19 protein-coding genes are annotated in these 20,707 nt (G+C 55.0%); 13 read left to right on the forward strand and 6 right to left on the reverse strand.

The features are described from left to right. The first annotated feature begins 37 nt into the window (after positions 1-37). From R70331_RS01750 to R70331_RS01765, 4 genes are all read left to right on the forward strand, one after another. Positions 38-949, forward strand: a complete 912-nt coding sequence (locus R70331_RS01750; protein ID WP_042172341.1) for an ABC transporter ATP-binding protein — start codon at positions 38-40, stop codon at positions 947-949. Further along, positions 946-1,662, forward strand: a complete 717-nt coding sequence (locus tag R70331_RS01755) for an ABC transporter permease (protein WP_042172343.1) — start codon at positions 946-948, stop codon at positions 1,660-1,662. Before R70331_RS01750 ends, R70331_RS01755 begins: the two co-directional genes overlap by 4 nt. A 2-nt stretch (positions 1,663-1,664) precedes the next feature. Beyond that, positions 1,665-2,405: an ABC transporter permease gene (locus R70331_RS01760; protein ID WP_042172345.1), complete on the forward strand. Its 741-nt coding sequence runs from the start codon at positions 1,665-1,667 to the stop codon at positions 2,403-2,405. Between the two features lie 119 nt (positions 2,406-2,524). Then, the gene (locus tag R70331_RS01765) at positions 2,525-2,884 is read left to right on the forward strand and encodes an ArsR/SmtB family transcription factor (protein WP_042172347.1); all 360 of its coding nucleotides are present in this window, start codon (positions 2,525-2,527) and stop codon (positions 2,882-2,884) included. Between the two features lie 90 nt (positions 2,885-2,974). Here the strand turns inward: R70331_RS01765 and R70331_RS01770 are convergent, their stop codons facing one another. Continuing rightward, on the reverse strand, positions 2,975-3,949 hold the full coding sequence (locus R70331_RS01770; RefSeq protein WP_042172349.1) for a cation diffusion facilitator family transporter: 975 nt from the start codon (positions 3,947-3,949) through the stop codon (positions 2,975-2,977). A 257-nt stretch (positions 3,950-4,206) separates the two neighbouring features. On the opposite strand from R70331_RS01770, the gene R70331_RS01775 reads away from it, so the two are divergent. Next, positions 4,207-6,237, forward strand: a complete 2,031-nt coding sequence (locus R70331_RS01775) for a methyl-accepting chemotaxis protein (RefSeq protein ID WP_231576386.1) — start codon at positions 4,207-4,209, stop codon at positions 6,235-6,237. A gap of 79 nt (positions 6,238-6,316) precedes the next feature. On the opposite strand, the gene R70331_RS01780 is transcribed toward R70331_RS01775, so the two are convergent. From R70331_RS01780 to R70331_RS01790, 3 genes are all read right to left on the reverse strand, one after another. Further along, the gene (locus R70331_RS01780) at positions 6,317-7,279 is read right to left on the reverse strand and encodes an L-lactate dehydrogenase (RefSeq protein WP_042172351.1); all 963 of its coding nucleotides are present in this window, start codon (positions 7,277-7,279) and stop codon (positions 6,317-6,319) included. A 320-nt stretch (positions 7,280-7,599) separates the two neighbouring features. Continuing rightward, positions 7,600-8,106, reverse strand: a complete 507-nt coding sequence (locus tag R70331_RS01785) for a CcdC family protein (RefSeq protein WP_042172353.1) — start codon at positions 8,104-8,106, stop codon at positions 7,600-7,602. Between the two features lie 200 nt (positions 8,107-8,306). After that, positions 8,307-8,567 carry a GlsB/YeaQ/YmgE family stress response membrane protein gene (locus tag R70331_RS01790; RefSeq protein ID WP_042172355.1) on the reverse strand — a complete coding sequence of 87 codons (261 nt, stop codon included), beginning with the start codon at positions 8,565-8,567 and terminating at the stop codon, positions 8,307-8,309. Between the two features lie 279 nt (positions 8,568-8,846). On the opposite strand from R70331_RS01790, the gene R70331_RS01795 reads away from it, so the two are divergent. Then, complete coding sequence (locus R70331_RS01795; RefSeq protein ID WP_042172358.1) at positions 8,847-9,902, forward strand: lactonase family protein; 1,056 nt, start codon at positions 8,847-8,849, stop codon at positions 9,900-9,902. Positions 9,903-9,971: 69 nt separating this feature from the next. Here R70331_RS01795 and R70331_RS01800 read toward each other — a convergent pair whose 3' ends face one another. Then, positions 9,972-12,278 carry an alpha/beta hydrolase gene (locus R70331_RS01800; RefSeq protein WP_052418879.1) on the reverse strand — a complete coding sequence of 769 codons (2,307 nt, stop codon included), beginning with the start codon at positions 12,276-12,278 and terminating at the stop codon, positions 9,972-9,974. 377 nt (positions 12,279-12,655) lie between these two features. On the opposite strand from R70331_RS01800, the gene R70331_RS01805 reads away from it, so the two are divergent. The 4 genes from R70331_RS01805 (at position 12,656) to R70331_RS01820 (ending at position 15,969) form a co-directional block, all read left to right on the forward strand. Then, a complete protein-coding gene (locus tag R70331_RS01805) occupies positions 12,656-13,780 on the forward strand; it encodes a sulfate ABC transporter substrate-binding protein (RefSeq protein WP_042172359.1) in 1,125 nt (374 codons plus the stop codon). A 141-nt stretch (positions 13,781-13,921) separates the two neighbouring features. Next, on the forward strand, positions 13,922-14,761 hold the full coding sequence (cysT, locus tag R70331_RS01810; RefSeq protein WP_042172361.1) for a sulfate ABC transporter permease subunit CysT: 840 nt from the start codon (positions 13,922-13,924) through the stop codon (positions 14,759-14,761). Between the two features lie 19 nt (positions 14,762-14,780). Further along, a complete protein-coding gene (gene cysW, locus R70331_RS01815; protein ID WP_042172363.1) occupies positions 14,781-15,644 on the forward strand; it encodes a sulfate ABC transporter permease subunit CysW in 864 nt (287 codons plus the stop codon). A gap of 103 nt (positions 15,645-15,747) precedes the next feature. Continuing rightward, positions 15,748-15,969: a YezD family protein gene (locus tag R70331_RS01820; RefSeq protein WP_042172365.1), complete on the forward strand. Its 222-nt coding sequence runs from the start codon at positions 15,748-15,750 to the stop codon at positions 15,967-15,969. Between the two features lie 123 nt (positions 15,970-16,092). Here R70331_RS01820 and R70331_RS01825 read toward each other — a convergent pair whose 3' ends face one another. Further along, entirely contained in the window at positions 16,093-16,401 is a 309-nt protein-coding gene (locus R70331_RS01825; protein WP_042172368.1) for a hypothetical protein, read from the reverse strand. Between the two features lie 266 nt (positions 16,402-16,667). Between R70331_RS01825 and R70331_RS01830 the strand changes: the two genes are divergently transcribed. The 3 genes from R70331_RS01830 to R70331_RS01840 all read left to right on the forward strand — a co-directional run bounded on the left by R70331_RS01830 (position 16,668) and on the right by R70331_RS01840 (position 20,607). Next, positions 16,668-17,081, forward strand: a complete 414-nt coding sequence (locus tag R70331_RS01830; RefSeq protein ID WP_042172370.1) for a GNAT family N-acetyltransferase — start codon at positions 16,668-16,670, stop codon at positions 17,079-17,081. A gap of 116 nt (positions 17,082-17,197) precedes the next feature. After that, entirely contained in the window at positions 17,198-17,830 is a 633-nt protein-coding gene (locus tag R70331_RS01835) for an NAD(P)-dependent oxidoreductase (protein ID WP_042172372.1), read from the forward strand. 728 nt (positions 17,831-18,558) lie between these two features. Next, complete coding sequence (locus R70331_RS01840) at positions 18,559-20,607, forward strand: bifunctional ADP-dependent NAD(P)H-hydrate dehydratase/NAD(P)H-hydrate epimerase (RefSeq protein WP_042172374.1); 2,049 nt, start codon at positions 18,559-18,561, stop codon at positions 20,605-20,607. The last annotated feature ends 100 nt before the right edge of the window (positions 20,608-20,707 follow it).

Here is a 20,707-nt window from a genome sequence, read left to right on the forward strand (position 1 = left end):
CTTGGGGCATTATGCTGAATACCGAGGTGAACGACTAATGAAATCAACAGTTATCAGAACAAACGGCTTGAGAAAAGTATACCGCGGCCGGGCCGCCGTGGAGCATCTGGATCTGAACATCGGCCAGGGGGAAATCTACGGCTTTCTGGGCCCTAACGGCGCAGGCAAAACAACAACCATCCGCATGCTGCTGGGCCTGATCCAGCCCACTTCCGGCGAAATTCAAATATTCGGCAAGGAGCTGCGGAAGCATAAGCTGCAAATTCTTCGCCGGGTGGGCTCGCTTGTAGAGTCGCCGTCCTACTACGGGCATCTGAGTGCTGCTGACAATCTGGAGGCCATCCGCCGGATACTGGATGTGCCTAAGGCCCGGATTGCCGAGGTACTGGATATTGTCTCGCTGACCGGCGAAGAGAAGCGGCCGGTCAAGGGCTTCTCGCTCGGCATGAAGCAGCGGCTCGGTATAGCTGCCGCGCTGCTGGGCAGCCCGGAGCTGCTTATTCTGGACGAGCCGACGAACGGGCTTGATCCTTCCGGGATTCAGGAGATCCGCTCGCTGATCAAGCGGCTTCCGGCTGAATATGGTATTACGGTCCTCGTCTCCAGCCATTTGCTTAGCGAGATTGAACAAATGGCTGATACCGTCGGCATTATCCGCCAGGGCACCATGATCTATCAGGACACCATCGCCCATCTGCAGGAGCAGGCAGCAGGTGAGCTGCGGCTGGCCGTCTCTGAGCCGGAGGCTGCGCTGGAGCTATCATCGCTACGTGGCTGCGGCGGCTCACTGCAGGAGAGCAGGGTCGTTCTGCCCCGGATGAGTGATGCACGGGTGGCGCTGCTGGTCAGGGAGCTGGTGGAGAACGGGCATGCTGTCTACCGGGTAGAGGAACACCGTCAGTCACTGGAGCAGTTCTTCCTGCAGGTTATTGAGGGAGGCGTATCATGATGTGGCGGGCGCTCTCGGCCGATTGGCTCAAAATCCGCGGCAAAGGCCTATGGTTTCTGGTCTTTCTGGGGCCGCTGGGGCTTACGGCGATGCAGGGGCTGAATTTCGGGCTCCGTTATGATTATCTCAAGGGGCAGTACCAGGCTGATTTATGGGGCGGGCTGCTCAGCAATATAGCCGGCTTCGTCCCGATTGCCCTTTACCTGGGCGGAACACTGGTCTGCTCCCTGATTGCAAATGTCGAGCATCAGATGAGCTCATGGAAGCAGCTGCTGGCACTGCCGGTCTCGCGGACCGCCGTATATATGGCTAAACTGCTGCTCTGCCTGCTGCTGCTGGTCTGCTCCTGTCTGCTGCTGTCCGCAGGTACGCTGGCTCTGGGTCTGCTGCTTGGCTTCGGCATCCAGACTATCCCCTATGCAGACATCCTGAGGCTGGGCTTTGCCTCCTATGCCGGGGCACTCCCGATAATTGCCCTGCAGCTGTGGCTCTCTTTATCCAGCCGCAATCAGACCTTTCCGGTGGCAGCGGGAATTACGCTGTCACTGCTAAGCCTCTTTTCCATGTATCTGTCTGAATGGATGCCGCTTAACTGGCCTGCTCTTGCCTGGGAAGCAGAGTCACCCTGGCTGTTCATCGCATCGGGCCTGCTGCTCGGCCTGCTGATGATCCTGCCGGGAGCCGTTCATTTCGCGCGAAAGGATGTGGATTGAACATGCGGAGCTTTATAAGAATTCTCTCGGCGGAGAGACTGAAGCTGTCGAGGTCCTTTATCTGGCTGCTGGTGGGCATCAGCCCCTTAGTAGCATTGCCGGTAGGAGCGCTGGCTGATATCCGGCAGGACGGGGAGCCGGTCTCCTGGCAGGTGCTGCTGAATGTCATGTCAATGATGCATGCCCTATTATTTCTTCCAGTGCTCACAGGCCTCTTTGCGGCACTCATCTGCCGGGCCGAGCACAGCGACGGAGGCTGGAAGATGCTGCTGTCTCTTCCTGTAACAAGGACAGCAGTTTATGTTGCCAAGTTCACCATTATTATGGCACTGCTGGCTTGCGTCCAGCTGGTCTTTTTTATTGCCTTGCTTAGTATCGGCCTGTACCGCGGAGCGGAGGGCGCTGTTCCCTGGCCGCTGCTAATCTCAAGCCTGCTGGGCGGCTGGTTCGCCTGTCTGCCCCTTGCGGCACTGCAGCTTGGCGTATCCCAGGGGTGGAGCAGCTTCGGCGCACCGCTGGCGCTCAACGTAAGCCTGACCCTCCCCAATATTCTGGTAGTCAATTCGGCTACATACGGGCCTTATTATCCATGGGCCCAGCCGCTGCTGGCCATGTCCCCTTTCGGAGGCGAGAGCTTCGGGGCGTTCGTTCTTCCAGCGCAGACGCTGATGCTGGTAGTATCCGTCAGCCTGATTGTATTTTTGGGCGGCGGTCTGCTATATTTCCAGCGTAAGGCGGTTTGAAACGCCGCTCCGCCCAGCCTTCTCCATGGACATTCCCTGACATTTTTTCTATAATTAATCGTAGAGAATCTGATTAAGGACCGGCAAGACCGGAGAAAGCTAACTAGGAGGGCGGAAGCATGGAACCGGCAGCACTTGAAGAATGCGACAACACATGCAATGGCTCGGAGCCGGAGACAGCGGCGCTCACAATGCCTGACCGGGGAACCACGGATAAAATGGCCGAGATGTTCAAGGCACTTGGCGATCCTACCAGGGTGCGGATGATCTACGCCTTATCGCAGCGGGAGCTGTGCGTACACGATCTGTCCTCCATTCTGGATATGGGGCAGTCGGCGGTCTCCCATCAGCTCCGTTATTTGCGCAACCTGCGGATTGTAAAACGCCGCAAAGAAGGCAAGACCGTATTTTATTCGCTGAACGACGCGCATGTCGAGCAGATTTTTCTGCAGACGCATGAGCATATCCGGCACGAATAGATCGGCTGAACACAAACAACCGTCCTTGGGTCACTTGGCCCCGGGACGGTTGTTTGTGCATATTATGAGTCATCCCCGCTGCAGTTCAGGCTACACCGGCAAATCTCCGTGCTGCATTGCAGAATTCTCCACCTGCAGCGTAATATGCCGGATGCTGAACTCCTGCTCAATCAGTCTTACAGCCTGCTGCAGAATATCCTGATGGCTGCGGTGCTCCTCTATCAGCAGGTGACCGCTCAGCGTATTCAGGCCTGAGGTGATGCTCCAGATATGAAGATCATGAACCTCTATAACCCCATCAAGGGTAAGGAGTGCGGCACGGACTGCATCAGTATTCACGGAATCGGGAGCGCCTTCCATCAGAATGTGAAAGGCCTGCTTCACCACGCCCCAGGCGCTGCGCAGAATCAGCAGGGCAACGACCACACTAATGATAGGATCGGCGAGATACCAGGAGAACAGGGACATGATCAGTCCGGCCAGCAAGGCGCCGACAGAGCCGAGGGCGTCACTGACGATATGCAGATAGGCGCTGCGGATATTGATGTTCTCATGGCCTTTGCTTTTACGCATCAGCGACCATGCACTGACCAGATTTGCGAGCAGGCCGACTGCGGCGATAATCATCATGGTCCCGCTGGCTACTTCCGGAGGCGATCCGATACGCTTGAAGGCTTCCCACATAATGAATCCGGCGATGACAAACAGTGTAATGCCGTTGAACAGGGCAGCCATAATCTCAAACCGGTAGAACCCGTAGGTATTCTTGGCCGAGGCCGGTCTGACAGCAAAAATCATAGCAACCAGGCTTAAAGCCAGCGAAGCGGTATCGCTGAGCATATGCCCGGAGTCAGACAGCAGCGCCAGACTGTTGGTAATCAATCCTCCGAAAAATTCCAGAATCATAATCCCGCCGGTAATAATTAGTGCGGTCAGCAGGCCTTTGCGGTCTGCCGGGGCGTGGGAATGGGCGTGTCCGTGAGAGTGGTCGTGAGGATGCCCGTGACTATGATCATGAGATTCAGTATGGCCTGTATGGCCGTGATCGTGGAGGTGCTGATTCATAAGTAAACCCCTTTCTTCTCAAACATATGAATAACTGCTCATATGTTAATATTATTCCTGCCAGGGCATAATTGCAAGAATAGTTTTCATTAGCATGCCGCAAATATGAAAAAAAACCCTTTTTATATTCCAAAATGTGGGTCTATGGGCTTATTTTTAATGCTATATATAATGGAAAATGTCTGTTCTTGCCGATATAACAGTATAGATTTACAGCAAATGGAAGCTGATAATTAATACTGCTGGGAGGACTAAAGGTGGAAAAAGAAGTGAAGCTTTGGACAAAAATGAAAATGAAAGCAAAAACGCAGAAAACAGCCTCGATGCAGCGGAAATGGTCTCTGATTATTTTGGCCATATCGATCATACCGTTACTCGGGTCTACCCTCTTTTTTACAGCCTATTTCGGCGGGGTGACCAAAGAGGACAGTGAAGCGAACGCGAAGACGATTCTGGAAATGAACACCTCCCGTCTTAATGAATGGCTGATGTCCAAAACCTCAGCGGTGCAGGAGCTGGCTGCGCAGCATCCCGAATTCGATACTTCAAATCCGGATACCATTTTCCCGGCCATTAAGGTGATTGAGGATAGTGACAGGCAGTCTGAGGGCTACAGCGTAATTAATAAGGACGGGCTGCTGACCAATATGCTGGGTCTGACAGCCGAGATGGGGACAGCGGACTATTTTCTGAAGGCAAAAGAGACCCTGCAGCCGGCTGTGGCGGATATGAGCTACCTTGAGCCCCTAAGCAAGTATGTTATTTCAATAGTGGTTCCGGTTACCGGAGCAGACAAGCAGTTCGCCGGTGCCATAGCGTTCTCGGTTACACCCGAAGTGATGATTGAGATGAGCAAGGATATTAAGGTTGCTGACAGCGGATATGGATATGTTGTATCTGGTGACGGAACCTATTATGCCCACTATGATTCGCAGCGTATCGGAAAAAATATTGCGGAATACGCCGGCGGAGCAGAAATGAAGGCAGCACTCAAACGAATTCTGGCCGGGCAAAGCGGCTCCGAAACCTACAAAGGCGAAGACGGCAGCCAGGTCATTACTTATTTCCAGAACGTTCCGGGGACCGGCTGGAAGCTGATGATTAACGTGCCCGAAAGTGAAATCTATGCCAAGGTGAAATCAGCACAGATGATTGCCGTTATCTTCCTGGTAGTTGTAATTCTGGCTGTTGTATTGCTGGCGCTTTATTTGACAAAACGGATGGTTAAACCGGTGACTGCAATCTCCCAAGTAGTGAAAAAGGTTGCAGAGGGACACTTAAGCGAAAGGGTGGCTGTCACCTCAAACGATGAAATCGGCGAGATGAGCAAGGGCATTAACGAGATGATTGAATCTCTGTCCGGTATTGTCGGCATGATTGACGCAGCAGTGGCTGAGGTTGCGGTCTCGTCCAAGGGCCTGCTGAAATATGCCAATGATTCATCCAACACCTCCGCAGAGATTGCCGAAGTTATCAGGGAAGTAGCACACGGGATGGAAGAGCAGTTCAAGGGCTCGGAGCAGTCTGCGCGGGCTACGGAAGAGATGGCGATCGGCCTGCAGCGGATTGCTGAATCCTCGGTTAATGTATCTGACCAGGCGGAGAGCGTGAACAGTGAGGTGGAACAGGGTTATCTGGGTATTCAATCGACACTTGAACAGATGAAGGTAATCAGTGCTGCTGCCGGCCAGACCTCGGAGCTGATTGCAACCCTCACAGAGCAGTCGGGGCAGATCGGACAGATTGTGGATGTCATTTCTGAAATATCCAATCAGACCGGGCTGCTGTCGCTGAACGCCTCCATCGAGGCCGCAAGAGCGGGCGAACACGGGCGCGGCTTCGGCGTGGTTGCAAATGAAGTGAAAAAGCTGGCCGAGCGTACCAATACGTCGATCGTGCATATTGTTGAGCTCATCCGGCAGATTCAGTCTTCCACGGCAAATGCCGCAGCGTCCATGGACAAGAGCATTACAGAAATTGGTGACGGAATGGACAAGATGAACCACGTAGGAGCTTCCTTTGAGCATATTAGGTCCTCCATGCGCGAGGTTTCCCTGCAGATCCAGGATGTATCGGCTATTAACGAAGAGATGTCAGCAGGCACGGAAGAGATCACGGCATCTGTTACGGATATGCTGACCATTGCCAAGGCTTCCGCAGAGAACGCGGAGCTGGTAGCTGAGGCTTCTGTAGAGCAGAAAGAGCTGATGGGTAAGGTGGTGTCTGAGGCGGAGGCCCTCACAGCCATGATGGCTGAGCTGAAGGAAGAAGTCGGCAGATACCGTTAAGCTGATCTTATAAAAAGAACCCCCTCGCCATAGCGCAGTGCTATGAATAGAGGGGGTTCTTGCTGTTGCCGGGCAGAGTCTATACGGTCTCCTCCAGCTGCAGGCTGTCGATACCGGCCCGGATAATGCCGCAGGAGGAGCTGAATCTGGCAGCTTCCTGCTCATTGAGATTCAGCTCAAGCAGCTCCTGGATACCGCCGCCGCTGATAATGGCCGGCACGCCGGCACAGACCCCGGTCTGGCCGTACTCACCGTCAAGGATAGCGGAGACGGCAATGATTTTGTGCTCGTCATTGAGGATGGAGCGGGTGATGTAAGCCAGCGCACTGCCGATTCCGAAATGGGTCGAGCCCTTACGGGTGAAGATTACCCAGCCGGCATCCTTCGTCTTACGGGCAAGATCATCGAGATCAAGCCCGCTGAACCGTTCGCGGTGCTGCTCCATAATCTGCAGCAGCGGCTTGCCGCCGATCGTAACATGCGACCAGGCGACGAACTGGGATTCACCGTGCTCACCGAGCGCATAGCCGTTGACGCTGCGCGGATCGATGGAGAACACCTCGGAGAGCAGTGTCTTCAGGCGGGAGGAGTCGATGGAGGTGCCGGTTCCGATAATGCGGTGGCGCGGCAGCCCGGAAATTTTCCATACCATATATGTGACGATATCAACCGGATTGGCAGCAACTACAAAAATTCCGTCAAACCCGCCGGCCATAATCTCGGTGACAATCTCTCTGGTGATAACAGCGGCGGCATCCAGCACATCAAGTCTTGTCTGTCCGGGCTTGGGATTAGCACCTGCTGTGAGGATGACGACATCCATGCTGCCGCAGTCGCCGGCTGTACCGGCATAGACCTTGGTTCTGGTTCCTGTGAAATCCATGCAGTGCGAGAGGTCAAGCGCCTGTGCCATGGCACGGTCATAGGTGCGGTCGACCATCATGATCTCATCGCATATCGCCTGATTGACCATGGAATAGGCACAGCTGGAGCCTACATTGCCGGAGCCGACGATTGCCACTTTTCTTGATTTTGTTTTCAATTGCCTTGTCCCCACTCTCTAAAAGTAATACCCGGTCCCCGCCTGTGGAAGCCGGAGGTTAAGTATGTTTTTATTTTACCTGATCTCATCGCAAGTTACCTGACATCAAGTTGAAAAATCCGGGCGGTTGTATATTACTATTGTATGCGTGAGCTGCAGATAAGGGATAAAAGTTGACAAACCTGCAGTAAATTATCTTCCTGCTTCACCGCTGGCGCTGCAAGGTCCTCTATAACCTAAAAAAGCATTCCCCGTCCCGGAAGGGGAAAGGAATGCTCTGGCGTGCATCGGCACGGCTGTAATAAACAGATAGTACAGCCTTAACTCCGCGGCTGCGGGATGCGTGCCTGCGGCGGAGACATTAGGGTATAACGCTTATACATGAACAGCCGCCAGTGGAGGATCATCCCGAAGGCCAGAATAAAGAACAGGCCGCCGGACTGCGGAACGGATATATACCGGTTGATGAACTCATGAAGCACGGTGCGCACAAGCAGCAGGCCGAGCAGAATAAAAGCAAAGCTCTTGGAACGCTGGGCGTAGATCAGGCCGTCCCGCTCTTCAAATTTGGTGCTGCGTATCAGCGGATATGCGAAAATGAACCAGCCGACCAGAAAGGCAAGCACGGCCCACCACCAGGGAAAACGGACCTCAGGCACCACGAACATGGCGAAGCCCGTTGACATGCCCAGCGGCGGAATCCATATTTTGCGGATAGTCACCGGACGTGCACTTGCCTTCATGCGGATAAAAATAACCATCAGCGCCATAAACACTGCTCCCAGGGTAGAGCCTATATGCAGAAGCGAAGGGTTAATATTGCCCATAATCCACGTTCCTCTCTGTGATTTGTGTCACTTATTTCTTCATTATAGCAGAAAAACTTTTGTAAACAGAATGTGCCGCAGAGTCTATTCCGCAGGAGCCGATTGTCTGTAAGAATATACAAAGAACCCGCAGGGGCTGCCCCCGCGGGTTCTTGTCCAAGTATGTGTCCTGGCAGATACCAGGCCATGCTTCATTCAGCTTAAGAACGGCTGCGTCCGCCGACCGAACGAAGGATCAGGCTGACGATGAAGATCAGCAGAATCGCACCGATAAGGGACGGGAAGACGTAGAAGTCACTGATTTTAGGACCCCAGCTGCCCAGCAGCATGCCGCCAAGCCATGAACCAAGGATACCGGCAATTATGTTACCGATAATGCCTCCCGGAATGTCTCTACCCATAATCAGTCCTGCCAGCCATCCGATTACGCCGCCTACAATAAGCATCCATAGTAAACTCATTTTGCTTCAGCTCCTTTAAGTTTGTGTTAACTTCGATGTCTACTATTAACCTCAAGCAATGCGTTTAAACCATGTGGATAATATTGTATTAACTAGTCTGAGCGGTATCTTAGTATGCCCCGGAAAAGGGTGTTTAACACAGGCTGTGTAAGGGGTATATAACCATGTTATGCTGATATAACAGGAATAGAAGCAGGGGCGGAATCCGCTGCAGAGGGTATATAATAAGTGAATAAGTGCAAATAATAAGCTGCTGCTTACCGCAAAGGAGATACGGCCATGAAACAGCCTGATGAAGTGTTATTTTATATCGGTACTTATAATAGCAAAGAAAAAGAAGCTATTCTGCTGGGAGCCCTGAATGAGGATACAGGAGAGATGCGGGTGCTGGGCGGGCAAAAAGGGATTGAGAATCCGTCTTTTCTGGCGCTGAACGGAAAGGGGACTGTACTGTATGCTGTAAGCGAGCAGGATGAGGGTGAGGTTCATGCTTTTGCTGTTGAAGCCGGCACAGGAGCACTGCAGCCGCTGGGCGGCAAAGGCACAGACGGCGGTGCACCCTGCTATGTGTCAGTCTCTCCGCAGGATGACTACATATTCGTTGCTAATTACAGCGGCGGCAATGTGAATGCCTTCCCGGTGAATGCCGACGGTTCTCTCGGGAACATGTCAGGCCAGGTGAAGCATCAAGGATCAGGCATACGCCAGGACCGGCAGGATGCACCTCATACGCATTCCGTCCTTCCTGACAGCACCGGCGGACGGGTGCTGGTATGTGATCTCGGAATAGACCAAGTGCTGATCTACCGGCTTGAGGACGGCAAGCTGGTGACACACCGTGAGGTTGACCTGCCGCCGGGCTCAGGACCTCGCCATCTGGCGGTTCATCCGTCGAAGCAGTGGATTTATCTGATTAATGAGCTGAACAGTACTATTACGGTTTTTGCGAACAATGAGCAGCAGGGTGAGCTGAAGCTTCTGCAGAGCATCAGCGCACTGCCGGAGAGTTATACTGCCGGCAGTGATGATACTGCTGCAGATATTCATGTGTCACCCTGCGGACGCTTCCTGTATGCATCCAACCGCGGGCACGACAGCATCGCTTTATTCTATATAGATACAGCTACGGGATTGCTGAAGCCGGGCGACTGGGTGAAGTCAGGCGGACGTACGCCCCGCAATTTCGCCATCATCGGCGGCATGCTGCTCGCCGCCAATCAGGACAGCGGCAATATTGTCTCTTTCCGGATTGATAATGACAGCGGGCGCCTGATACCTACGGGAAATGAGCTGGAAGCAGCTTCACCGGTCTGCATAATTCCTCTGCCGCAATAAAAGAAGGGCCTCACTGCAAAATAGCTGCACGGGAGGCCCTTGAGTATTTCTTTTATGAATAAGAGCAGACTAATGTAATCCGCCGGGGCCTTCATGCCCGGTATAGAAGCCGATATCATCCAGCATAATCCGGTCGCCTTCTTCCTGCAGGTAGAAGGTAATCTCGGTCAGCTCCTCCGTATTAAGGGAGGGTTCTTCTGTCAGAAAGCTCTCAAAAGGCAGCTCGTAGGTCTGGAATACCGCTTCCGACAGGTCGCCGTATTTGCCGTCGCTGATCCTCCCCTCCAGCCAGGGGCTGAGGGTGAATTCTGTCTGCGGGAGCGGCAGAATGTCCATCACTTCATCCAGCGGCAGGCGGGCGCTGACATCATTGCTGTCGGTCAGCTCAACCTCGACATCAGGTGCCGGGGCAGCGGCTTCAGCGATGAGCGGTTCTGCATCTTCTTCTGCTGGATTGTCGCCATTCCGGTTTGCCATAGAGAAGGTCAATCCGCCTGCCCCCGATCCTGCAAGCTCCGAGACAACGCTGTCTTTAAGCGAGATGCTGTAAGAGCCGGCTTCCTCCGCTCCGGCATCATGCGCAAGCACAAGGCCATAGGTTGCTTTGCTCTTGGATTCCCGGTCCTTGGCGGTTTCTTCAGTCCAGCTTAGGCCGTCCACCGACGCTGTTCCGCCGGCTGCCGTATTTTTGTTACGGTCCTCGTCGAAATTCGCTACAGGGATGTAGTCTCCGCTCTGGAAGCGGCTGTAATAAGCCGTATCCGGCAGCCACTGCAGTCCGCTGCGGTAATCGCGGAATAAGTCGCGGTATACGCTCTGTCCATGCAGGGTAGTCTCAAGAAATGCAGATACGTACGCCTTGGCAATCTGCCGCTGCTGTTCCCCGTCCATAATCTGCGCCCGGCTTAAGAACAGGCCGGCCGGCAGGGTCTGGTCGTATAACCCCCAGTCGGTATTGAACTGGCTGTGGTTGGCATCGGCGATATAGAGCGAGCTTTTGAAGGCTGGCGAGCCGCTGGAGTAGCTGGATCGTATATATTGCCGGTCACCGTAGAAATCATGCACGTCTCCGTCCCGCGCGCCCTGCAGTGTCAGATAGCTGACATCCTTCAGCCGGGCCTGCTGGTCATCGATGGCTTTATCGGTCGGAGCCAGGGCAATAACGGAGGAGATGGTGAACTGGTCTGTGACCGCCAGGACAGGATCATCCTTGAACCAGCGCGAGGCATCAGCAGCCATTGCAACTGCCTGGCCGCCGCGGCTGTGACCCAGCAGTGCGGTTTTGGTATAATCGACCTTCTGATAGAAGGGATTCCCCGGCTGCTCCGCATAATCCCCGATTTGCTCCAGATGCTTCAGAATCATCCAGGTCCTCACCTTGAAGTCATTATCCGGAATGCCGGACCAGGCTGAATAGTTCAGGAAATTCTCATCCAGCGATACCGCTGTGAAGCCCCGGCTGGCAAGCAGCTCACCCAGGTAGGCGTATCCTTCTTCCGAATAATCCTCCATCATATGATTGCCGTGAACCATCAGCACCAGCGGAAACGGGCCTTCGCCTTCAGGCATCCATACCTGGGCATTGAGCGGTAGGGCAGTGTAATCAAATCCCCAGAAAATCGTGCGCAGCTTGGGCCAGCTCTTAATGTAAGAAGAGGCATCGGCAGAACCGGATGTTAAGGGCACCTCGGCGCCATATCCGGAGCGGTGCAGGTCTTTCCCGCTGCCGTAAGTAAAGTGCGTGAAGCTGTAGATCCCCGGTGCTGCAGGGTCTGCTGCGTCAATCGGAGTTACATCTCCGGCCGCAGCCGTAATGCTGTCCTCGGCAGGCTCTTTGAGTCCTGCACCGTACAGCGGAAGCGGAACCAGCAGAATAACCGCGGCCAGCACAATACCCGGGACAGTCCGCCTGCTGCGCAGCAGGCCTGCCGATATACCCGCCGCTGCTCCAATCAGGGCAGCAATAGCGGCAATGACTGCCGCTGCTTCAATTGCGAGGCCTCCAAAGTACAGGATGAGCAGCACGGCTGCGAAGGAGCTTAGAAAAGTGCCGGCAAACAGCTTCGGAAAACGCAGGCCGGTCAGTGCCAGCAGCAGAGCCAGAAGATTACCGGCGAGTGCCAGCACCAGCGTTCCGGCTCCTGCAGCCAGCATAATATCGGCCGGCTTTCCCATGCCGGTCGGAATACCAAGCACAGCAATAATGAAGGCGAGTGTGCATATGATCCAGGGACCGGCCAGCGCGGTCCGCCATAAGGCTGTATCATGCGCATAGGTTAACCCGATGCGTCTGCCTGTTTCACTGAATATGCGTCTGATCAGCCGCGGCCGCTGTGGCCGCTGGAGCTCCGGAGCATACTCCAAATCCATTCCCATGTTTTTATCCCCCATAAGATGTAGCAATAATATTACTTTACAGCTTTTACAGCTTTAATAACAAGCGGGTCTTGCAGGGACGGCCGCCATTTGCTTCCGCGGAAAGAGCAGAATACAAGCTTGAAGCCATTTTGAAAAAAAGATTTGACAGGATGCGGAGTTTTCAGTATTATGTGTCTAAACCTACTAAACGGGTAGGAATAATTAAATAAATGTTCTTACCGTACAGACGGAGGAGCGCCCGCTTAAAGCAAGCAGACACGTGTCTACATGACCGGTTTGACCTGCCATATGTGGGCTTTCCTGCGTCTTTTTTTCTACTATCATGAATTTCAGAGGCATCTCTAATATTAACAAACATGGGGGAGTGGTTGGAAATGAAGAAAGGGATCAAGAAGGGGCTTCTCGCCGGATTTACATTACTGCTGACGGCAGGGCTCACTGCTTGCGGAAGCAACGGTAACACGGGCAACAGTGCAAATTCAGCGGCAGGTACGCCAGAGGCAACCAATGCCGGAACGAATGCGGCGGCTACAGCCGAGGCGACCAAGGCGCCGGCTAAAGATCCGGTGGAGCTGCTGAATGTCTCCTATGACCCGACACGCGAGCTGTATGAGAACTATAACAAGGCTTTTGCTGCTTATTGGGAGCAGGAAACCGGCCAGAAGGTAACCGTTAAACAGTCTCATGGCGGTTCCGGGGCGCAGAGCCGGGCAGTACTTGAGGGGCTTGAGGCAGACGTGGTAACACTGGCCCTTGGTTATGATATTGATGCGCTTGCCGATAAAGGCCTGATCAGTTCAGACTGGGGAAGCCAATTCGAGCATAATAGCTCGCCGTATACCTCAACCATCGTGTTCCTGGTGCGCAAAGGCAATCCGAAAGGCATCAAGGACTGGCCGGATCTGTTAAAAGAAGGCGTAGAGGTCATCACTCCGAACCCGAAGACCTCCGGCGGAGCACGCTGGAACTATCTGGCGGCATGGGGCTACGCGCTTGACCATAACAATAACGATGAAGCCAAGGCGCAGGAATTCGTCCAGGAGCTGTTCAAGCATGTGCCGGTACTGGATACCGGGGCGCGCGGAAGTACAACGACATTTGTTGAACGCGGCATCGGTGATGTGCTGCTGGCCTGGGAGAACGAAGCCTATCTGTCCATCAAGGAGCTGGGGCCGGATAAGTTCGAAATTGTGAACCCGTCCGTAAGCATTCTGGCTGAGCCGCCGGTGGCGATCGTGGATAAAACGGTTGATAAGCGGGGTACCCGTGAGGTTGCTGAAGCTTACCTGGACTATCTCTACACCGAGGAAGGGCAAAAAATCGCGGCTGAGAACTACTACCGTCCGACCCTGGAGAGCGTGAAGGAGCAGTTCAAGGACCAGTTCCCTGAGATTAAGCTGTTCACCCTGGCCGAGAAGTTCGGTACCTGGAAAGAGACACAGGAGAAGCATTTCAATGACGGCGGAATCTTTGACAAGATTTATGTACCGGGAAGCTGATAAATAAGATACTGAACACAATAACCGGATGCCTCAGCCAAAGAGCTGGGGCATTCATGAATGTACGGGCCCGGGGGAGCCTGCTCCGTCAGGGAAGCTGATCGGCGGATGAGCCGAAGGCAGGAAAGGAAAGGTGTATAGATGAATGTCATTTCTACGGCTGCGGCACGGCGCAAGGTGCTTCCGGGCTTCGGCATTACAATGGGTTACACTGTACTGTACCTGAGTCTGGTAGTGCTGCTGCCGCTATCGGCGCTGCTCATTAATTCAACAGGGCTGAGCTGGGCCAAGTTCTGGGATGTTGCCACAGACCCCCGGGTACTGGCTTCCTACCGGATCAGTATCGGTACCGCTGCCGCTGCCGCCTTGGCGAATGCTTTTTTTGGCCTGCTGATGGCCTGGGTGCTGGTGCGTTATGAATTTCCCGGCAAAAGAATATTCGATGCGCTCATTGATCTCCCGTTTGCGCTGCCGACTGCGGTTGCCGGTGTTTCATTGACCGCGCTTTATTCCCAGAACGGCTGGATCGGTTCACTATTTGCACCCTATGGATTCAGAATTGCCTTCACTCCGCTTGGAATCACGCTGGCGCTGATGTTCATCGGGATTCCCTTTGTCGTGCGGACCGTACAGCCGGTGCTTGAGGATCTGGACCGGGATATGGAGGAGGCTGCAGCTACGCTGGGCGCTGGACGCGGCCGGACTTTTCTGCGTATCATTCTGCCTGAGGTGTTCCCGGCACTGCTTACCGGCTTCGCGCTGGCATTTGCCCGGGGGATCGGTGAATTCGGCTCAGTCGTCTTTATCTCCGGCAATATGCCGATGCGGACAGAGATTGCTCCGCTGCTGATTATGTCCAAGCTGGAGCAGTTCGACTATGCCGGAGCGACGGCGGTGGCACTGCTGCTGCTGCTGATTTCCTTCCTAATGCTGCTGGTCATTAACCTGCTTCAACGCTGGGCCCGCAAAACTTCACGTTAGAGAAAAGGGAGGAATAAACATGGCAGGAACTGTGCCCATGCATAACACGAAGCCGAGAGGCAGTACTGCTTCATCCGCAACAAATGAATCCTCTGCAGTCAGGTGGGTATTAATTGGAGCTGCCATGCTGGTAATGCTCTGGCTGATTGCCCTGCCGCTGATCGTTGTGCTGACAGAGGCGCTGAAGCGGGGCTGGGACGTCTACTGGGCTGCGCTCTCCGACCCCGATGCGGCTTCAGCACTGAGGCTGACGTTGCTGGTAGCAGCAATTACCGTTCCGCTGAATACCATTTTTGGCGTAGTAGCCGCCTGGGCAGTGACCAAATTCCGTTTTCGCGGTAAAGGCTTTCTGATTACGCTGATTGACCTGCCGTTTGCCGTATCGCCGGTCATTGGCGGGCTGATCTTTGTCCTTGTGTTCGGCTCCAGCGGCTGGTTTGGCTCCTGGCTGAGCGATAATGACATCAAGATCGTCTTTGCCCTGCCCGGCATCGTGCTGGCGACCCTTTTTGTAACCTTCCCGTTTGTGGCGCGTGAGCTGATTCCGCTGATGGAGGACCAGGGCACGCAGGAGGAGGAAGCGGCGATTACGCTGGGGGCAAAGGGCTGGCAGGTCTTTTTCCGCGTTACTCTGCCTAATATTAAATGGGGCCTGCTCTACGGCATCATTCTCTGCAACGCGCGGGCTATGGGCGAATTCGGAGCAGTCTCCGTAGTATCCGGGCGTATCCGCGGAGAGACGAACACACTGCCGCTGCATGTTGAGATTCTGTATAACGAATATCAGTTCTCCGCTTCGTTCGCGGTTGCTTCGCTGCTGCTCATATTGGCTTTGGTCACAATGATCATTAAAAGCTGGCTGCTGCGCAAAAATGCTCATTGACAGCGGTTTTGGTTCCGTGCTAAGTTAAAGCTCAGTATACAAGTTGGAAATGACGGGATTTAGGCGGAGATAACCCCCTGTCCGGGGAAAGGGAGGCTGGAAAATGGCTAAGCCACTGAAGGTGGATGAGTTATGGCTATCACGAATATCAGAACTGCTGGACAATATGGAATTCGGCTCACTGCATATCGTAGTGCACGAAGGGCAGATTGTTCAGATGGAGCGTACGGAGCGCAAGCGTTTCGAGAACAGCTCAGCAAATCCGCGTTACAGTGGGGAAACCGGAAGCCGGCGCACCGATGCCCGTTCGGCGGGACGGGGATAGAAGAAGCGGGTCAGTACTCATCCTATATACATTTGAGCTTGAGAACAGAACAGAGCAGCGTCTCCTTCCATTTGAGGGAGATACGCTGCTCTGTTTTTTGTAAGGGACAGATTACAGATTTAATTAATAACGCGGTCTCTGGCGGTTAGCCGAGATACCTTCAAACAGCAGGACAATAGCGGTTACGGCGTGCATGATCCAGCCTACAAACGGAATGAGGGCGACTACCGAAGTGACAATCCCGATCACGTTCCCGATGTACGGACCGCGTTCCTTCAGCAGAATGACGACGGCAGCTGCATGGAGCAGGAAGGCAACTCCGAGCGGCAGCCAGGCATTGGCGACAACAAAGGTGCCTCCGATAAACGGAATGGCCAAAAATGCCTCATACGCAAAAGTTCCCCATTTAAACAGCTTTCCCAGTGATGACATAACGGTTCACCGATCCTTTTTAAAAGTTATTATGGTGCCTGATTCTGTTACTATTAATTACCCTTCTTCGCGGACTGAGAATAGGCTGTGATGTCTGTGGCGGAATTCTTTTATAGCATACGTCGCAATCTGCGATTCGTTTCAAAATGCCTTACGGGCTTATCCGCCCGCCCTTGATTGCTGTTCCTGCTGTCGTATATATTGGTTAGAGTAAAAAGGAGTCTGACAGCAGGCTCCGGACAGAGGATGAGAGGAGATTGATTAGCATGAACCATAGCTCAAAACCGGAGATTCGTCATGAGCTGCCTCAGGCAGAGCAGTATCTGGCGCTGCGGGTAGAGGCCGGACTGAGTCCGATGAGCATTGCGGGGGCGGAGGCCGGGCTTCCGCGTTCCTGCTTTGCTGTTACTGTATATGACGGGGAACAGCTTGTCGGAATGGGGCGGGTGATCGGGGACGGAGGCTGTTTCTTTCAGGTGACCGACATTGCGGTTAAGCCCTCTTATCAGGGCCGGGGATTGGGTAAGGCTATCGTGCGGGAAATCCGGGGATTTCTGGATACCGTGCCCCAGCCCTCCTATGTCAGCCTGATTGCTGACGGTGAGGCGGCCGGGCTCTATGCGCAGTTCGGATTCGTTCCGGTTATGCCGGAATCACAAGGGATGTTTTTGCGGCGGTAAGCGGAATGAAAAACAAGAAAAAAAGCAATAAAAGATATAGGCAACAGGCAGCCGCCGCAGTTATAGGATTCTTCAGAGTAAATAACAGGCAGGCTGGCGGAAGGTGAGGGAATAAGATGGATGTAGTGGTAATCGGAGCATCAGGAACGATTGGAAAAGCAATTGTACAGGAGGCATTAAAAAGAAAGCATGAAGTAACCGCAGCCGTCCGCAGCACGGAGACTGTTATGCTTGAGCATGAACGCCTGAAGGTAGTTCAGGTGGACGCGCTTGATGCGGCATCCGTTGCCGCGGCGGTAGCCGGCCACGGGGAGATTATCAGCGCTTACGGGCCGGACCCGGGCCGGGAGGATGATCTGCTCAGAGCAGCAGATTCGCTGATCGGCGGTCTCCGGCAGTCGGGTGTGGAGCGCCTGATTATTGTAGGCGGTGCCGGCAGCCTGAAGACAGAATCCGGCGAGTGGCTGATGGATACGGCGGACTTTCCGGAGGAGCTCCGCCCGCTGGCGGCAGCCCATGCGCACGCGTATGAGGTTTACAGAAGCTCATCGCTGGATTATACCTATATCAGCCCTCCGGCCGCCGTCATTGCCGGCCGCCGGACCGGCATGTTCCGGATCGGCCTCGACCGGCTGATTACGGACGAGAACGGGGAGAGCAGCATCAGTGTAGAGGATCTGGCGGTAGCGGTCGTTGATGAGCTGGAGGAAGGCAACTTCAGTCGGGAACGGTTTACTGTAGCCTATTAACGGACATAGAAGCGTTGCAGGGCTGCAGCAGCAGTTGCAGTTCTGATCCGGGCCATAGGGGATTATTTCCAGGCGGAGAGGGGTAAGACTTATTGCATATGATGCTGTGAGTCTTGCCTTTTTTTTGTATGCCTGCGTGGTGCGGTCCGGCCGGGAGATGCGGCATCCATACCGGCTTTTGGATTAATACAGTGATTAGCCGGGAGTGCTGCCGGTGCCGGTAAACAGGGCAGGAATACCTTTGTAAGGAGCGGCTGTTGCCGGATGGCGGAGGAGAGCGGCGGGGCTGGAAGGAAAAGGAGGGCTGGTTTGCGGGTGAATGATGCGGTTCTGCGCTAATTTATGTAGAGTGAGCCTAAAAATCTGAGCTGCTGAATTCAATTCAAAAATTTCAAGTTCAAGCAATATAGTTGGATTTTCAGCAGCTAATCCCTTGTCTTGTTACCTCTTTCGGCAATTAGGCGGAAAAAGGCAGACTAATTCAGGCTAAAACTCGTCTGTGGAGCTAATTTGAAACCATTAGGCGGACTTTTTCCAACTAATGTCTTGAGAAGAAAGCTTATGCGGGAAATAGGTGGAGAATTTCCATTTAAGTAGCATTCAAGTAGCATTCAAGTAGAGTAAAGCTACTTATATTAGATCGGGCAGCGGCCGCAAGTCTAAGCCTTCTCTGATGTTACGGCCTGGTGATGTTCATCATTTGAAGCTGAAAGGAGCTGGAACATATTATGGATTTGGTTACTGCAGAGGAGATGCGGCGGTTGGACCGTATGACGATAGAGAAGCTCGGTATTCCGGCAATTGCGCTGATGGAGAATGCCGGACGGGCGATTGCCGAGGAGGTAATTGCCTTCTGCCGGAGCAGGCAGTACAGCTGCGGGCCCGGATGGTACGGCGGCAGAGCGGACGGGTACGGGCAGAGCATGGAGAGTGACATTGTATGCAGGACCGGCGGCTACGGGAGGAGCACTATTGATGGTGAGCCGAACCTTGGTCCGGCGGGTAACGGTGTTGGCGGTATTGAAGCCAGTGCCGCCTATGTTAACGGCGGCTGGAACGCAGGCGCCGGCGGAAGCGTGAATGCAGGCGTTGGCGGAAGCGGAGGCGCAGGTGTTGGCGGAAGCTGGAATGCAGGTGTTGGAGGAAGCGGGAATGCAGGTATTGGCGGAAGCTGGAATGCAGGCGTTGGCGGAAGCGTGAATGCAGGTGTTGGCGGAAGCGTGAATGCAGGCGTTGGCGTAAGCGGGAATGCAGGTGTTGGCGTAAGCTGGAATGCAGGTGTTGGAGGAAGCTGGGATGCAGGTGTTGGAGGAAGCGGAAGCGGCGGTGCGCAGCCGCCGCGTGATTTCCGGGTCAGCGGAGACCGGGCGCTGACCCTGGACACTGCCGCCGCCGAGCATTGGCTGATCCTCGCCGGCAAAGGCAACAACGGCGGCGACGGCCTCGCCGCCGCCCGGCACCTGCGTGAGGCGGGCATCGCCGTCACGCTGGTCTACGCGGCCGCGCCGGAGACGCTGGCCGGTGAAGCCGCCATGCAGCGGAGCGCTGCTGCGGCGCTGGGGATTCCGGCCGCTGTGCACGGCCGGGACGCCATCGACTTTGCCGGGTGCACCGGCATCGTCGATGCACTGCTCGGCACCGGAAGCGCGGGAGCGCCGCGCGGTGCCTATGCGGCCCTGATTGCCGCGGCGAACGCCAGCGGCAAGCCGGTGGTGTCCGCGGACATCCCCAGCGGGCTGGACGCGGACACGGGGGAGCTGCATGAGCCGTGCATTCATGCAGCGGTGACGGTCTGCCTCGCGCTGCTCAAGCGCGGGCTGGTGCAGTATCCCGGCGCGGAGGCGGCCGGGAGGGTCGTGGTCCGCTCCATCGGCATCCCTGCCGCTCTGGCCCGTGAGGCCGGGGTACAGGCCAGCCTGCTGACCCCGGAAGTGCTGCAGACACGTCTCGGTATCGACGTGTCGCGCCGCCGCTCGCCCGAAGGGCACAAGGGCACCTACGGCCATGTCCTGCTGGCGGCAGGAAGCTTGTCCATGAGCGGCGCCGGGCTGCTCGCGGCACGGGCCGCGCTGCGGGCAGGCTGCGGTCTGGTGACCTGGGCGCTGCCCGCGGCGCTGATGCCGTATGTAATCGGTGCCGCCCCGGAGATCATGCTGGCTGCCGCCGGCGGCGGCGAGGACGGCACCTGGAATGCGGGAACGGCTGCCGAGGTGCTGCGGCTTAGCAGTAAGCGTGATGTAGTCGCCGCAGGACCCGGACTGGGCCGGTTTACCGGAGACAAGGAGTGGCTCCGCATGCTGTGGGAGGGAGTCCAAAGCCCGCTGGTGCTGGATGCGGATGCCCTTAACATCCTGGCTGAATGTGATTATACAGGGTGGACCGGCCCGGTGCGGCCGGTTATTCTGACCCCTCATCCGGGGGAAATGGCCCGGCTCGCGGGCGTATCCACGGCGGAGGTCCAGCGTGACCGGATCGGTCTTGCCCGGAATTATGCTGTAAAGCACGGCGTAATCCTTGTCCTTAAGGGTTCACACACTGTAATTGCTTCACCTCAAGGGGAGATCTATGTTAACGCCACAGGCCATCCCGGGATGGGCACGGGCGGAGCGGGCGATGTGCTGACAGGAATGATAGCCGGCCTGCTCGCCCAGAGTCTGGATGCCGTTCAGGCGGCAGCCTTCGGGGTGTATCTGCACGGGCTGGCCGGCGAGCGGGCGGCCGGCGCACGGAATCATCCTTCGGCACTGGTCGCCGGAGATATTATTGAGGCGCTATAGTAGCCGCGCTGTAACTCATGTGCAAGCAGACCATAATTCGTGCCTAGAACCCCCGCCCATAACCTGTTCATATTACGCTCAGCCGGCTTATCTCCGGTAC

This window comes from Paenibacillus sp. FSL R7-0331, assembly GCF_000758645.1.
GTDB lineage: Bacteria > Bacillota > Bacilli > Paenibacillales > Paenibacillaceae > Paenibacillus_AQ > Paenibacillus_AQ camerounensis.

Bases quoted from the DNA above. Each gene is read 5' to 3' on its own strand.
- R70331_RS01840 (WP_042172374.1), top strand. From the start codon at position 18,559: ATGGATTTGGTTACTGCAGAGGAGATGCGGCGGTTGGACCGTATGACG.
- R70331_RS01835 (WP_042172372.1), top strand. From the start codon at position 17,198: ATGGATGTAGTGGTAATCGGAGCATCAGGAACGATTGGAAAAGCAATT.
- R70331_RS01805 (WP_042172359.1), top strand. From the start codon at position 12,656: ATGAAGAAAGGGATCAAGAAGGGGCTTCTCGCCGGATTTACATTACTG.
- R70331_RS01820 (WP_042172365.1), top strand. From the start codon at position 15,748: ATGGCTAAGCCACTGAAGGTGGATGAGTTATGGCTATCACGAATATCA.
- R70331_RS01750 (WP_042172341.1), top strand. From the start codon at position 38: ATGAAATCAACAGTTATCAGAACAAACGGCTTGAGAAAAGTATACCGC.
- R70331_RS01790 (WP_042172355.1), bottom strand. From the start codon at position 8,567: ATGAGTTTACTATGGATGCTTATTGTAGGCGGCGTAATCGGATGGCTG.
- R70331_RS01830 (WP_042172370.1), top strand. From the start codon at position 16,668: ATGAACCATAGCTCAAAACCGGAGATTCGTCATGAGCTGCCTCAGGCA.
- R70331_RS01825 (WP_042172368.1), bottom strand. From the start codon at position 16,401: ATGTCATCACTGGGAAAGCTGTTTAAATGGGGAACTTTTGCGTATGAG.
- R70331_RS01770 (WP_042172349.1), bottom strand. From the start codon at position 3,949: ATGAATCAGCACCTCCACGATCACGGCCATACAGGCCATACTGAATCT.
- R70331_RS01795 (WP_042172358.1), top strand. From the start codon at position 8,847: ATGAAACAGCCTGATGAAGTGTTATTTTATATCGGTACTTATAATAGC.
- R70331_RS01755 (WP_042172343.1), top strand. From the start codon at position 946: ATGATGTGGCGGGCGCTCTCGGCCGATTGGCTCAAAATCCGCGGCAAA.
- cysT (WP_042172361.1), top strand. From the start codon at position 13,922: ATGAATGTCATTTCTACGGCTGCGGCACGGCGCAAGGTGCTTCCGGGC.
- R70331_RS01760 (WP_042172345.1), top strand. From the start codon at position 1,665: ATGCGGAGCTTTATAAGAATTCTCTCGGCGGAGAGACTGAAGCTGTCG.
- R70331_RS01765 (WP_042172347.1), top strand. From the start codon at position 2,525: ATGGAACCGGCAGCACTTGAAGAATGCGACAACACATGCAATGGCTCG.
- R70331_RS01785 (WP_042172353.1), bottom strand. From the start codon at position 8,106: ATGGGCAATATTAACCCTTCGCTTCTGCATATAGGCTCTACCCTGGGA.
- cysW (WP_042172363.1), top strand. From the start codon at position 14,781: ATGGCAGGAACTGTGCCCATGCATAACACGAAGCCGAGAGGCAGTACT.
- R70331_RS01800 (WP_052418879.1), bottom strand. From the start codon at position 12,278: ATGGGAATGGATTTGGAGTATGCTCCGGAGCTCCAGCGGCCACAGCGG.